Raw genomic sequence first — 14,645 nt, forward strand, 5'->3', positions numbered from 1 at the left:
AGGTTTAAGGTTTAAGTAGATGATTTGGAAGGTCTCCTGTGTTCTCGCAGCAAACCTGTTGCATGACCTGCTGTAGTTGTTTCTTGAGAATTTGTATGGTATGCAAGCCACCTTTCTTTCCAAGTGCCCCTACACCGTACATAAATGATCTGCCCAGAAAGGTAAAGTCGGCTCCGTAAGCCAAAGTATTGGCAATATCCGGCCCTGTACGAATGCCACTATCCATCATAATGGTAGTCTTATCTCCGTATTTGGCGGCAATTCTTTTTAATGGATTAATGGTGGATTCACCCATGTCCAGCTGACGGCCCCCGTGGTTGGAAACCAGAATGCCATCCAGCCCCCAGTTGATCGATTTTTCAGCATCCTCTTCTGTGGCTACACCTTTGATCACCAGTTTGCCCTTCCACTTATCGCGGATGGCTTTCACTCTTTCTTCATTGAGCTTACCATTGAAAGTTTTGTTCATGAATAGTCCCAGATGCTTGAGGCTCATTCCTTTTGGAATGTAAGGTTTGAGTGTTTCGAAATTGGGTTGGCCATGAGCCAGAGTCGAAAGCGCCCAGTTTGGTCTGCTGGCAATTTGCATCATGTTGCGCATGGTCATTCTCGGAGGAATGGCCAGGCCATTTCTGATTTCCTTTGACCGATAGCCGAAAGAGGGGACATCTGCCAGGATGACCAGAACCTCTATGCCGGCCTCGGAAGCACGTCTCAAAATATCGTCTCTCAGAGTTTCTTCTGCCGGATGGTAAAGCTGAAACCAGGCATTGCCTTCCGTGATTTCGGCCACTTTTTCAATACTGGCAGTCCCCACTGTACTTAATGTGAATGGGATATTCTCTTCGAACGCAGCTTTGGCCAAAATTTCCGTAGCTCCAGGCCATATAAGTCCTTGCAAGCCGATGGGAGAGATACCAAAAGGGGCTGAGTATTTTTTGCCGAAGAGCTCAGTTTCCAGACTGATGTTTTTGTAGTCCCTCAGGTAATAAGGTTGAAGCTGAATATCCCTGATTTCTTTGGTGTTTCTGTGGAGGTTCACCTCAGCATTACAGCCACCATCGAGATAGTCGAAAGCGAAACCGGGAACTCTTTTCTTTGCCCTTTCGCGGAGGTAAGGAATGTCGGGAAATCTGGAATCTATGTGGTCACTCATGGCTTCAAATAGTTTGGCTTTTTAACTCTTTCCAGCTTTCAACTTTTTCAGGTGAAGCAATAGTCAAAGCGGCTCCCAGGGCCGATCCGACAGGAAATTGAGCGGGTATAAATTCTAAATTAGGTAATCCCTCCTTTAATAGATTGATGAAGATTTCATTGTCTACAAAGCCACCATCAATAAAAACAGTCTTGATCGGGGAGTGTCCGATGGCTCTTTTAATAGATTCTATCTGAAGCAGGCAAAGCTCAATGAGCAGCTGATGATAAGCTGTTTTAAATGAACCCAATGATTCCCAGCAGGCTTTAGCTTCACCACCTCCTAATGAGAAGCTGAAGTGTTTTTTGAAGTTTCCCCTCAACTCTTCAACCAGGGCTGAATCATATTTGACGTGCTTATATTCATCTTTCTTAGTGCCGAAATTGGCAGAAAGTGATTGCACCTGCTGAGCATGTTCATTGCCCAGAAACAAACGGGCAGCTTTCACTTTTCTGCCGTCTGGGCCCATAAACATGAGGCAGTCGTTTTGCAGGTCTTCAGCACTGAGTGCATTTTCCTCAAAAGGATTCAAAGAGATGTTCCAGGTGCCTGTTGAAAGCAACAAAAAGGGCTCATCATTGAGATAGATATAGGGCAGAAGGGCAGCAGAGCTGTCATGAATTCCTGTACCTATTCTGATGTTTTTACCAAAAATGTGTGCTTCAGCTACCTCAGTTTCTGTTGTAATTGGCGCCAGTTTTTCTGTAAGACCCTCACTGTAAACCCAGTGGTGATAGTCATGCTTTTGGAAATCCCAAAGCATGGTATGACAACCAATACTTGTGTAATCGCTCACTGCCTTTTTCCCGAATATAAAGCTCAGGTATTGAGGGAAGTGAAGCGACTGACTTACTCCTGAATAATCGTCATTTCTAAAATTACTCAACCAAAAAAGTTGTAGTCCGGAGTTGAGCATACCCAAATAGGGCGATGCCGTTTCCTGAGACAGCTGCCCGGTATTTCCATATTTTTGGATGAGCAGATTTTCGGCTTCTTGAGAAAATGCCTTGAGGTAATTGTATAGAGGCATTGAAGGCTTTCCATTCCTATCAATATGAACCAGACTTGCTCCATAGGCGGAGAAATTCATGGCAGTTATCTCAAATCGACCTGAATTGATAATCTTTTCAGCAGTTCGGTTCATCCATTCAGAAATGGCCTGAATGTCATCGCATGGATATCCATCTTCATCGGTTATCTCCTTAATGACAATGGACTCTTCATGCACCACACTGAAAGTGGCATCGAAGACCAGACATTTTTTATTGGTCTTACCGATGTCGAAGATCAGGATAGCTTCATTGCTCATAGGCTACAAACCGGTTGCCACTACATTTTTGCCGCGCTCGGCAATCAATTTTTCTCTGATAGACTGGCTTCTGTAGAACGAAATCGGATCTATTGCGCCACCATTTAGCCTTCTCACTTCTGCCAATATTGGTCGAACATCTGTTCTGTAAGCTTCCTGAAGAATGTCTTGTGCACGGGCAACATCATTATTCATTTGAGCTTCGGTGAGGGCTTCACGATCTACAATCAGGGCCTGGGCATAAGCCAATCTGATCGCTTCAAGCGACTGCATCAAATCTTCCAGTGGGTCTTTCAGGTTGTGGCTGGCATCAATCATCCATTCAATTGGAGGGTTACCGGCCATGTTGTTGCCCATTCCGTCTATAATTTCATTACAGATCAGGAAGAGCTGGAATGGCTTAATGCTACCACAGGTCAGGTCATCATCACCATACTTGCTGTCGTTGAAGTGGAAACCACCTAATCTACCCCTCATGATAAGGGTTGAGACAATCTGCTCAATGTTCGTATTGGGCAAATGGTGACCCAAGTCAACCAGGGTATAGGCCTGCTTACCGCAGCCTTCTGCCAGCATCAATGAAGTGCCCCAATCTTGAATAACAGTTGAGTAGAAATAAGGCTCGTAAGGCTTATATTCTATCAACATTTTCCAGTCGGTTGGTAAGCCTTCATATATCTTATGAAGCAAGTCTTCAGTATTTCTGAAGGCTCTTCTGAAGTTGTTCTGCCCGGGGAATGAAGTACCATCGGCCAACCACACGGTAATGGACTTACTGCCCAGCATTTCGCCATACTTAATTACCTCCAGGTTATGCTCAACAGCTAGGTTTCTGGCCATGGAATCGTTAGCACACAGGGAGCCAAATTTATATGTATGAGGTTGATCCCGCTGATCCTGGAAGGTGTTCGAATTCACAGCTTCGAACTTGATGCCTAGTTCACTGGCTTGCTGCTTTCTGGCTGCTGCATCTTCCGGAATATCCCATGGAATATGAAGCGATACACTGGAAGTGGCCTGGGTAATGCTGTGTAGCATCCCTACATCGTCCAGCTTGGCTTCTAATGTTCCGGGTTCTCCTCCAATGGGAAATCTGCCGAAGCGGGTGCCTCCAGAACCCAGTGCCCAGCTCGGAATGGCTACTTGTAGCTCATGCAGCTGAGACATTGTTTTTTGAACATCTATACCCCTTTTTTCAAGGGTTTCAGCAAGAAAACCGAACATCCTTGAATGTTCAGTTTCCCCACGTTGATTATATTCTTCTAGTAAATCCTTACTAATTCTCATAGAAAAGCGCTTTAGCGGGTAAATGCTTCAGGCATTCCGCCATCTACGTTAATAATGTTTCCGGTTGTTCTGGTTAGGGTAGTAACAGAGGCAAATACTGCATTTGCAATATCAGACGGCTTAATGATTTCATTCATCAGGTTGCGTTTGGCATAGAAAGCAGGTAGTTCTTCCACAGTAATGCCGTAGGCTTTTGCTCTACCTTTGGCCCAGTCACCTTCCCATATTTTGCTTCCAATAATTACTCCATCCGGATTAACTGTATTTACTCTGATTTTCTCAGGGCCTAATTCAGCGGCTAATAAGCGAGTCATGTGTTGTTGGGCTGCTTTAGCAGTTCCATAAGCCACATTATTTTTACCAGCCACGAGTCCGTTTTTGCTGGCAATGCTAATGATGTCTCCGCCTAAACCCTGAGTTCTCATAATGGCTACCGATTTTTGAGCCAACAGGAACTGACCTTTTACCAGTACATTCTGAAGAAGATCCCAGTCATCGAGAGTAGTCTCATGCAACGGTTTTGAAATAGCTAAACCAGCAGAGTGAACCAGAATATCAACTCCACCAAAAGCCAGGCAGGCTGCCTTCATGGCTTGTTCGATAGACTTTTCATCTGTTACATTAGACACGGCATAAATGGCCGCATCCTTAGAGAAGCCACTTTTTGCCTCTACCAGTCTGTCTTCGTTAATGTCGGATAGTACAACAGTAGCACCTTCTGCTACGAGTTTTTCGGCAATAGCTTTACCTATTCCGCCACCAGCTCCGGTTACGAATGCAACTCTTCTCGATAGCGGTTTTTCAGGAGGCATTCTTTGAAGTTTGTCTTCTTCAAGCTTCCAGTATTCTATGTTAAAGGCCTCTTGTCTCGATAATGCTGTATATGATGAAATAGCCTCAGAACCACGCATTACATTAATGGCGTTGGTATAAAATTCAGAAGCTACTCTCGCGGTTTGCTTATCCTTGGCAAAGGAGAACATACCTACGCCCGGATATAGAATAATCACAGGATTAGGGTCTCTCATGGCCGGGCTGTCCGGATGTTTGCAGGTATTATAATACTCTGCATATTCCTTTCTGTATTTCTCAAAAGCCGGCTCCAATTTGGTTTTAACAGCAGCAGGATCACTCAAATCTTCATTAGCATCCAGCTCCAGAACCAAAGGTTGAATTTTCGTTCTCAGGAAGTGGTCTGGGCAAGAAGTACCCATAGGAGCCAGTTTGTCAATGTCGTGGCTATTGACGAACTGAAGCACTCTTTCATCGTCAGAATAATGGCCAATCATTGGCTTTTCGGTAGAGCACAAACCTCTCAAAACCGGAGCTATTTGTGCTGCCTGATCATGTCTTTTGGCTTCTTCCAGAGATTCTACTCTTGAACCACCAAAAACATGTCTGTCTTTTCCTTCTCTATCGGCAATGTATTGTGAAGCGGCTTCAATCACTTCAAGGCTGTTCATGTAGCACTCATAAGAGGTATCTCCCCAGGTGAACAAGCCGTGGCTTCCCAAAACAATGCCTCTGATTCCCGGATTATCGTTCAGACATTTTTCCAGTTGAAGACCCAGGTCAAAGCCTGGTCTTTGCCAGGGAACCCAGCCCATGCTGTCTCCCCAAATTTCTTTTGTAATGGCCTCGCTGTCTTTTGCAGCAGCTACAGCAATCAATGCATCAGGATGCAGGTGATCAATGTGTTTGAATGGCAACAGGCCATGTAAAGGTGTGTCTATAGAAGGTGCCTTGCTATCTAAATCATACAGGCAGTGATAGTACAGAGGAACGATTTCATCTTCGAACTCGATTCCCCTGTAAACGTTCTTCAAATTGTGAATTTTGTCTACATAAAGACCTGCAATTCCCTTTCGAGTAAGTGTACCGATGTCTCCACCGGAACCTTTAACCCATAACACTTCTTTTTCTTCTCCCGTAAGAGGATCCTTTTCGAAGGTCTTGCATGAAGTGTTACCTCCACCATAGTTGGTAAGTCTCAGATCTGCTCCAAGTACATTTGATCTATATAAAAATAGAGCCACTTCATCGTTAGCGATTTCCTTAGCTTCTTTGTCATCCCAGAGGTAGCTGACGTGCTCGAATTGTTTTTGAGAAATTAGCATTTAGTCAGAAATATTTAGTTTTGAAGAGGATTTTAGCAACTAACCCCGTCTGAGCTAGTTGGTCAAATCCGTTAACTTAAAAATGATTGCATGAAAATTCACTCTCAATAATTATGTTTCATTATGAATTTTCAGATTGTAAGTTTAGCGGTCGATTGTGAGTCAACCGTTATGAACCGTCATGAACGCAATCAAAGATTTTGTATTTAAGTTACGCCTAAAGGAATTTATATCATGAGTACTTCACCAGTATTTCAGTATATACTACTAGATGATCAGTCAGCTACGCCAAAATATCAACAACTTGCCAATTCTATTATTGAAGGAGTGGCCTCTGGAAAGATTCCAAAAGATCAAATTCTGCCCTCATTGAATGAATTGAGTTTCGAACTGGAAATATCAAGAGATACCGCAGCGAGAGGCTATAATTACCTGAAGGAAATTGGAGTTTTGGGTTCGGTTCCTGGCAAAGGGTATTTTATTCGTAGCACAGATATTAACAAACAGCTCAAGGTTTTTCTCTTATTCAATAAACTGAGCACCCATAAAAAAATCATTTATGACGCGATTGTATCTTCATTGAATCACAGAGCAGCCATAGAACTCTTTATTTACGATAACGATTTTTCATTTTTCAAAAAGCTACTCTACAGTAAGAGAGATGGTTACACTCACTATGTAATAATCCCCCATTTTTTAGAAGGTGGAGAGAATGCTCATGAAGTGATAAACACTATTGATAAAGACAAACTGATTCTTCTGGATAAATTACCTACTCAGGTATCTGGAAAGTTTGGCGCGGTTTTCGAAAATTTTGAAAAAGATATTTACGGAGCCTTAAAACAAGCCTTAGGCAGGCTATCAAATTATCAAACCATCAAAATTATTTTTCCAAATTACTCTTACTACCCAAAAGAAATCCTTCAAGGTATTTCAAACTTTTGCGATACCTATGCATTTCAATACAAAGTGGTCAATAATGTGAGTGATGAAGAAATCAACCCTGGTGATGTCTTCATAAACCTGATGGAAGATGATTTGGTAACACTGGTAGAAAGAATTCTCAATACAAACCTAAAGGTAGGGCAAGATGTTGGAATCATATCATACAACGAAACTCCCTTAAAAAAAATCATATTGGATGGTATCACCACGGTTTCTACTGATTTCAAAACTATGGGGGAAAAAACCGCTGATGTAATTTTAAGTGGAAGCAAAGACCATATTGAAGTTCCTTTCAATCTTACCCTAAGACCGTCCTTATAGCAAAACATTAGGTTTATTAATCTTCAAAAGCCACACATTTTACGCGCTCTTAGCAATAGCTTTCATTATGGAAAAACTAAGTCAAAAGGGCTATTCTCATCCGTTTTTTAATCAATTCGGTCTCTCCTCCTTACCCTTCTTTAAATCAGAATGCCACTTTGATTGAGACTACTAAAAAACGGATGATACAAAATAAAAACAAGCTTTAACCCCAATCAGTACAGTTCATTATGGCTCAATACAGACCATGATAGTTAGTTAGGCAAACGTTTGCAGTTTGCGCTAGACGCTTAGGTCTATCATTAAAAAAACAAATAATCTGTATGGCTAGAATTTTTACGAAGAGGTGCCGGAGCCTTGTCTTCTTGGCATTTTTGCTGACAAATTTTTCGCTAGTAACACACGCTCAAACCCTGAGCGTTTCGGGTAAAGTTACAGACGAAAAAGGTTTGGGAATTCCGGGAACTAACGTTTCAATAAAAGGAACCACCAATGGTGTATTTACGGAATCTGACGGAAGCTATAAAATCGATGTTGATCAAAATGGAACCTTGGTGTTTTCATTTGTAGGATACATTACTCAAGAAGTAGCAGTAAATCAGAGACCCACAATAAATATTATTTTAAAAGAGAATACCCAAACACTAGAAGAAGTAGTAGTAATGGGCTATGGATCTCAAATTGAAACGCAAGTAACTGGCGCGGTTCAACAATTGGATGCCTCCGAACTAAAAGACCTTCCTGTAGCTCAGGTTTCACAAAAGCTACAAGGCCGAATGGCAGGTGTCCAAATTAATCAACAAACCGGAAAGCCTGGTCAAGGAATGAATGTCAGAATTCGAGGAGCTGTTTCAATTCTCGCTGGCAGTGATCCACTTTATGTGGTAGATGGCTTCCCGATTGCAGGTGATATTAACAATCTTAATCCAGATGAAATTGAATCCATTTCTGTTTTGAAAGATGCTGCATCCACTGCACTCTACGGCTCTAGAGCAGCAAATGGTGTTGTGCTTATTACCACTAAAAAAGGTAAAATGGGTTCTACCAGCATAACATTGAGTGCCTATACTGGTTTTCAGAAGGTTCCTCAAAAAGGCAGACCTGACTTAATGAATGGAGAAGAGTATGCCCAATTCAAAAAGGAATCTTATGAAGATTTAGGGTTGACCGTTCCAGAACCTTTTCAAAACCCAGCACAATATGGTGAAGGTTATGACTGGTATGGAGGGATGCTTCAAGTAGCCCCTATCCAAAATTATAGTGTTTCATTAAACAGTGGCGGAGAACGTTCCAGAACCTCTGCAGTATTAGGTGTATTTGACCAAGATGGTGTGATGAAAAACTCTGGATACACGCGCTATTCACTTCGGGTAAATACAGACTTTGAAATTAATGATGATGTATCAGTAGGTTTTAATGCCGCTCCAACTTATTCGATCAACAATATACCTAGTTCTGACGGTGCCTTTTATGCAACTAATGTTAATGCTGCTGTTCCCGGTGGGCTGTTGTTTAACTCAATGCTTACCTGGCCCATTCTACCTTACGAGAATAAAGATGGTACTTTACCTTTAACGGCTTATATTCCCGGAGTTAGTGCATTCCCAACACCAAACTGGTACAGGGCTTTAAATGAAATCACCAATGAAACCAAAACCATTAGGTTACTTTCCAATGCCTATGTGCAATATACTCCAGTTGAAAATGTAACCGTTAAGTCAACTTTCAATATTGACATGAGCAATGCGGCTTTCATGAACTTTCAGCCGAGTACAGCTTCAACCATTTTTACATCGCTACCTCCAGTTGTGGCTACATCTCTTAGAAGAAACAACAACTATCTTTCATGGCTTAATGAAAACACCATTACCTATGTAAAAAAAGTAAATGATCATTCATTTGATGTTTTAGGAGGATTTACAATTCAGAAATTCAGAGGTGAAACCGAGCAACTTAGACTTACAAATTTTCCTGACGACAGAATAAGAACCATAGAATCAGCAATTAACATTGACAGAACCCAGTCTTTCTCTGATGTTCAAGAATGGAGTTTATTATCATACCTAGCTAGAATGAACTATAGCTTTAAAGGTAAATATCTGTTGACCTTAGCCATACGTAGAGATGGTTCTTCACGATTTGGATCAAATAACCGATGGGGTAATTTTCCCTCTGCATCTCTAGGCTGGATCATTTCAGACGAGGAGTTTATGCCTGCAAAAGAAGCAATCTCATTCGCGAAAATAAGAGCTAGTTATGGAATAGTTGGCAACAACAATATTGGTAACTATACTCAATATGCCACTGTAAGCACTACAACCAACTCTGTATTTGGTGGTGTTATTGTTCCTGGAGCGAGCGTTGTTTCACTTTCAAATAATAATTTAGGATGGGAAACGACAAAACAACTCGATATGGGATTGGACCTGGGTTTCTTGGATGACAGAATCACCTTTGGCTATGACTACTATTTAAAAAATACTTCCAATCTACTTTATAATGTTGCAATTCCTCAAGAGTTAGGTTTCACCAACTTTAATGGAAACATAGGAGAACTAAAATTCTGGGGACACGAATTCACCGTGAATTCTAAAAACTTAGTAGGCGATTTCACCTGGACCACAAGTGCCAACTTATCTGTAAATAGAAATGAAGTTGTAGAACTATCTGATGGTGTAGACAGAATTTATGGTGGAGCTGGTAACTTCCAAACGGTTACACAAGTAGGCTCACCAATCGGTCAGTTCTGGGGGCTTATCCATGAAGGTGTTTATGTTGATCAGGCAGATTTCGATGGTTCACCAAAAGCCGATGCTTCTGAAGTTGGAACTGCAAAATACCGCGATGTAAATGGAGACGGTCAAATAACCTATGGAGGTGGTGAAGACGACAGAACTTTCATAGGTAACCCTTTCCCAGACTTCATCTACGGAATCACAAACACTTTCTCATATAAAAATTTCGATTTAAGTATTGTGGCCTCTGGTTCTCAAGGCAACGATGTTTTAGTAATGACTGAGCAAGGAACAACTAATTTGGATGGCCCCTTCAATGTACTTAAAGGAGTAAAAGACAGATGGCGTTCCCCCAGCAACCCAGGAAACGGGAAGTATGGTAAAACAACTTCCGCCACTTGGATGGAAAGAGACTGGGAAAGCACCAGATTTGTTAGTGATGGCAGCTACCTAACCATCAGAAATATAACTCTTGGCTATAATGTACCAATCACTAGCCAGTTTATTCGCTCTCTCAGAGTATATGGTAGCATTCAGCAGGTATACACTTTCACCAAATATCGTGGCTCAAACCCAGAAGTAAGTGCATCTTCTCAAGGTACCACCCCTACCGCATTAGCATTGGGAATGGATTGGGGTACTTATCCTGTTCCAAGAACATACACTTTCGGGCTAAACTTGGGGCTCTAAGCCCCAGCGATAATGTTTAAATCATTAATTCGAAATCATGAAATATCATAAAATATTATTTGGTTCTGCTATTGTGGGATTCACGGCATGTAGCAGCGATGACTTTTTAAGCTTGCCCTCTGAAACCGATTTGGTAACCGAAACCTTTTTTCAGTCCCAAGCGGATTTTGAAAAAGCAGTGAACGGGGCTTATGCCCCACTTCAAAATGTCTATAATGATGCTTGGGCCATGGGAGAAATGCACTCTGACAATGCCCACTTCTACTTTAACCCAAGCTACAGAGCAGATATTGACGAAGAACAAATTGCTAGTTTTATCTATAACCCGGCAAGTGGCTTGGTAACAGTAAAATACACCGCCAATTACCTTATCATTGCTAGAACAAACGAGGTAATAGACAAAATTGAGGGAGTGGACTTTGACCAAAATGTAAAAGATAACCTTAAAGGTCAAGCATACTTTTTGAGAGCTTTGGCATACTTTGATTTGGTACAATACTTTGGTGAAGTGCCATTGCATTTAACTCCAGTTTCATCGCTTGATGAAGTTGCTCTACCTCCTTCTCCTATAGCAGATATTTATGCACAAATTGAAAGCGATGCTTCGCTAGCGGCCTCATTGCTTCCTCCTAAATCTTCTCAAGACGCAGGAAGAGCTACGGCAGGTGCTGCAAACACACTTTTGGGCAATCTCTATTTGGTAATGGAAGAATTTTCTTCTGCAGAAACTGCCCTAAGAGCTGTTATTAATTCAAGCGAATATCAGTTGCTAAATAATTATGCCGATGTATTCGACCCTAATAATAAGAATCATAGTGAATCGGTTTTTGAAGTTCAGTATAAAGAAGGAACAGAAGGGTATGCTAGCAATTTCATTTATTCATTTATTCCTCAACCCGTAACTGCTGCTGAGTTAGGCGTTATTTTTCAGAATTATGGTGCAACACCTTCCAATATTCAAGCATTGGCTCAGGAATCCTTCAATGCCCCCACACCAGACTTGATTCAAGCTTACGAACCTGGGGACACTAGGTTAGATGCTTCGATTGGATATGGAATGGCAAATGGAAAAAACTATCCATTCATTATCAAATACTTAAATGATCACGCCACGAGCAACATCACCAATGATAACTGGCCTGTTTACAGATATTCTGAGACATTATTGCTTTTAGCAGAAGCTTTAATTGGCCAGAATAAGGCAGCAGAGGCTCTTCCCTTTATAAATGAAGTAAGAGAACGAGCAGGATTAGCCGATATCACTTCTACGGCAAATCTCGATGCAGCACTTCTTCATGAACGTAGAGTAGAACTGGCGTTTGAAAACAAAAGATGGCTGGATTTGGTCAGAACGGAGAATGCAGTCGATGTAATTTCTGCCTATGGAGCTAGGGTAAAAGCTAATCCTCAGGACTACTACTACCCAACTGGGTTTTCTCCTGTTCCAGCTTCATTTACCGATATACAACTCACATTCCCACTTCCGGCAAGTGAATCTCAATTAAGTCCTTATTTCTAAATCAGGATGTTGTGTTAAGCAAAAAAAGGCTGTCTTTTTAAAGACGGCCTTTTGCACTATCAAACTCACCTTTTAAATTATAGTTACTTAACATTTACCAATGAATAAGCTATTTAAACTAACCCTGTTCTTCGTTCTAATTCTCGGACAAAGTCTTCACGGTCAAGAAATCCGTGAAGATTTACTTCAAAATCCATGGAAAGCCCGATGGATCACCGGACCTGGAGATATCACAAACCCTTACAGAATCGCATCAGACAAGTCTTTGAAAGAGTACGCTGTATACAAATTCAGAAAGACTTTTAATCTCAATTCCAAACCAGGATCTTTTGTGGTTCATGTTTCAGGAGATAACAGATATAAACTCTACGTAAATGGAACACAGGTTGTACATGGACCCGCCCGTGGCGATTTATATTTCTGGAATTTTGAGACAATAGACATAGCACAGTATTTAAAAGCCGGATCAAACGTGGTTTCTGCTGTTGTATGGAATGATGGCGAAGTAAAACCTGAGGCTCAGATTACTTATCTAACCGCATTTATTCTTCAAGGAGACACCGAAAAAGAAGAAATTATCAATACTGATGATAGCTGGATTACTATAAAGGATGAAAGCTACCAGCCAAGGTCAGTAAGTGTTCCGGGTTACTATGTGGCCGGTCCGGGTGAGTTTGTTGATATGAACAAACATGTTGAAAACTGGACCGATGCGAGAATAGATGAGTTAGGTTGGTCGAAAGCGCGTAGCATGGGAGCCGGAACTCCAAAAGAAGCCGCAAGAAATGGTAGAGGCTGGATGTTGGTGCCATCGCCAATTCCTCATATGGAAATGAAAATGGAAAGACTTCAGTCTACCAGAAAAGCGACTGGTGCACAGGTGCCTTCAACGTTCCCTGCTCAGAAAACGAGCTTTACTATTCCTGCCAATACTACTGCTACCATTCTTTTAGACCAAGGACATTTGACTAATGCTTATCCTACCATTGAGTTTGGTGGAGGCAAGAATGCCGGAATTAAAATGGCTTATGCAGAAGGGCTTTATGCCCCGGGTCAAAATGGGCGTCCGGGTCCAAAAGGAAATAGAAATGAAGTCGAAGGAAAAATCTTTATTGGAAAAGCAGATAGCGTTGTCTCGAATGGAAAAGCAGATCAGAGCTATACACCTAACTGGTACAGAACTTACAGATATCTTGAACTTTCAGTGAAGACCGGAGCTGAACCGCTAACTATCAAAGATCTTTATGGAACGTTTACCGGCTATCCATTTCAAAAGGTTTCTAATCTGGTTGTTGATAATGATGACATGCACAAAATTGTTGAAATAGGCTGGAGAACAGCCAGACTATGTGCACATGAAACCTATATGGACTGCCCTTACTACGAGCAATTACAGTATATAGGTGATGCCAGAATTCAGGCCTTGGTTACCATGTATAATACGAAAGACCACAGGCTTGTTCGCCAGGCTTTGGATCTGATGGATCATTCAAGACTTCCTGAAGGAATTACTTTGAGCCGTTATCCAACTGATCTGGATCAACAAATCACTACTTTCTCATTATGGTGGGTAGCGATGGTTTATGACTACTATATGTATGGTAACGATCCTGAGGCCATAAAAAAACTGCTTCCAGGCACACGTCAGGTCATGTCTTTCTATGAAAGATATCAGTTGGCAGATGGTTCTATTAAGGACCTTCCTTACTGGTTGTTTACCGACTGGAACAGTACAGAGGGTTGGGATTTCGGCCAGGCTCCAATTGGTGAAAACGGTGAGTTTTCCGTGCTGGACCTGCAACTTATTTATGTGTTGAGACTTGCAGCTGCTGTAGAGAAAGGTGCGGGAATCAATGAATTAGGCCAAGACTATCTAGACAGAGCAGATCAGCTTGAAGCTACTGTTAAAAGAAAGTACTGGGATGCTGCTAAAGGTCTTTTTGCCGATACAGAGAAGCATGATCTTTACTCTCAGCATGCCAATTCATTGGCTATTATCTCTGGCGTTGTAGAGGGTGCCGAGGCCAGAAGCATTGCTGAAAAGATGCTTTCAGACTTATCAATTGCACCGGCAACCATTTACTTCAAGTTTTACCTGCACCAAGCTCTGACTATGGCGGGATTGGGTAATGACTACTTGAACTGGTTGGATATATGGAAAGAGAACATAGATATGGGACTTACCACCTGGGCCGAGACTTCTGAAGTAAGCACTTCAAGATCAGATAGTCATGCCTGGGGTTCTAGCCCTAACATTGAATTCTACAGAATTATCTTGGGTATAGATACTGATGCGCCTGGCTTTGCAAAAGTAAAAGTAGAACCTCATTTAGGTGATCTGAAATCTATCTCTGGAACAATGCCTCACCCTAAAGGAGACATTGCTGTATCGTATAAAGTGAATAACAACAAGCTTTCAGCTGAAATAAACTTGCCTTCAGGAGTTGATGGAACCTTCGTTTGGAAGGGCAAAACACACAGCTTGAAAGCTGGAAAAAATTCATTCAGTCTATAAAATGAAATAAGC

Annotated in this window: 8 protein-coding genes; 4 read left to right on the forward strand and 4 right to left on the reverse strand. The window is 41.7% G+C overall.

Going from position 1 to position 14,645, the window contains the following annotated elements; genetic code table 11:
• Positions 1 to 4 precede the first annotated feature (4 nt).
• The 4 genes from ACXACJ_RS15740 to ACXACJ_RS15755 are packed head-to-tail and all read right to left on the reverse strand — an operon-like array spanning position 5 to position 5,908.
• Positions 5 to 1,156: an alpha-hydroxy acid oxidase gene (locus ACXACJ_RS15740; RefSeq protein WP_475135373.1), complete on the reverse strand. Its 1,152-nt coding sequence runs from the start codon at positions 1,154 to 1,156 to the stop codon at positions 5 to 7.
• A gap of 4 nt (positions 1,157 to 1,160) precedes the next feature.
• Positions 1,161 to 2,504 (reverse strand): FGGY-family carbohydrate kinase, encoded by a 1,344-nt coding sequence (locus ACXACJ_RS15745; RefSeq protein WP_475135374.1) that lies wholly within the window; start codon positions 2,502 to 2,504, stop codon positions 1,161 to 1,163.
• Between the two features lie 3 nt (positions 2,505 to 2,507).
• Positions 2,508 to 3,791 carry a sugar isomerase gene (locus ACXACJ_RS15750; protein WP_475135375.1) on the reverse strand — a complete coding sequence of 428 codons (1,284 nt, stop codon included), beginning with the start codon at positions 3,789 to 3,791 and terminating at the stop codon, positions 2,508 to 2,510.
• Between the two features lie 11 nt (positions 3,792 to 3,802).
• Positions 3,803 to 5,908 (reverse strand): bifunctional aldolase/short-chain dehydrogenase, encoded by a 2,106-nt coding sequence (locus tag ACXACJ_RS15755; protein WP_475135376.1) that lies wholly within the window; start codon positions 5,906 to 5,908, stop codon positions 3,803 to 3,805.
• A gap of 234 nt (positions 5,909 to 6,142) precedes the next feature.
• Here ACXACJ_RS15755 and ACXACJ_RS15760 point away from each other — a divergent pair, with 234 nt between their 5' ends.
• The 4 genes from ACXACJ_RS15760 to ACXACJ_RS15775 all read left to right on the forward strand — a co-directional run bounded on the left by ACXACJ_RS15760 (position 6,143) and on the right by ACXACJ_RS15775 (position 14,633).
• Positions 6,143 to 7,174 (forward strand): GntR family transcriptional regulator, encoded by a 1,032-nt coding sequence (locus ACXACJ_RS15760; RefSeq protein WP_475135377.1) that lies wholly within the window; start codon positions 6,143 to 6,145, stop codon positions 7,172 to 7,174.
• A 374-nt stretch (positions 7,175 to 7,548) separates the two neighbouring features.
• Positions 7,549 to 10,599, forward strand: a complete 3,051-nt coding sequence (locus ACXACJ_RS15765; protein ID WP_475135378.1) for a SusC/RagA family TonB-linked outer membrane protein — start codon at positions 7,549 to 7,551, stop codon at positions 10,597 to 10,599.
• 37 nt (positions 10,600 to 10,636) lie between these two features.
• Positions 10,637 to 12,118, forward strand: coding sequence for a RagB/SusD family nutrient uptake outer membrane protein (locus ACXACJ_RS15770; protein WP_475135379.1), 1,482 nt, complete (start codon positions 10,637 to 10,639; stop codon positions 12,116 to 12,118).
• 100 nt (positions 12,119 to 12,218) lie between these two features.
• Positions 12,219 to 14,633 carry an alpha-L-rhamnosidase-related protein gene (locus ACXACJ_RS15775; RefSeq protein WP_475135380.1) on the forward strand — a complete coding sequence of 805 codons (2,415 nt, stop codon included), beginning with the start codon at positions 12,219 to 12,221 and terminating at the stop codon, positions 14,631 to 14,633.
• The last annotated feature ends 12 nt before the right edge of the window (positions 14,634 to 14,645 follow it).

The sequence above is a fragment of the Roseivirga sp. AWQ4_251 genome (assembly GCF_056158225.1).

What these genes read in the sequence shown, in the direction of transcription:
- ACXACJ_RS15740 (WP_475135373.1), bottom strand. Translation starts at nt 1,156, where the DNA reads ATGAGTGACCACATAGATTCCAGATTTCCCGACATTCCTTACCTCCGC.
- ACXACJ_RS15745 (WP_475135374.1), bottom strand. Translation starts at nt 2,504, where the DNA reads ATGAGCAATGAAGCTATCCTGATCTTCGACATCGGTAAGACCAATAAA.
- ACXACJ_RS15750 (WP_475135375.1), bottom strand. Translation starts at nt 3,791, where the DNA reads ATGAGAATTAGTAAGGATTTACTAGAAGAATATAATCAACGTGGGGAA.
- ACXACJ_RS15755 (WP_475135376.1), bottom strand. Translation starts at nt 5,908, where the DNA reads ATGCTAATTTCTCAAAAACAATTCGAGCACGTCAGCTACCTCTGGGAT.
- ACXACJ_RS15760 (WP_475135377.1), top strand. Translation starts at nt 6,143, where the DNA reads ATGAGTACTTCACCAGTATTTCAGTATATACTACTAGATGATCAGTCA.
- ACXACJ_RS15770 (WP_475135379.1), top strand. Translation starts at nt 10,637, where the DNA reads ATGAAATATCATAAAATATTATTTGGTTCTGCTATTGTGGGATTCACG.
- ACXACJ_RS15775 (WP_475135380.1), top strand. Translation starts at nt 12,219, where the DNA reads ATGAATAAGCTATTTAAACTAACCCTGTTCTTCGTTCTAATTCTCGGA.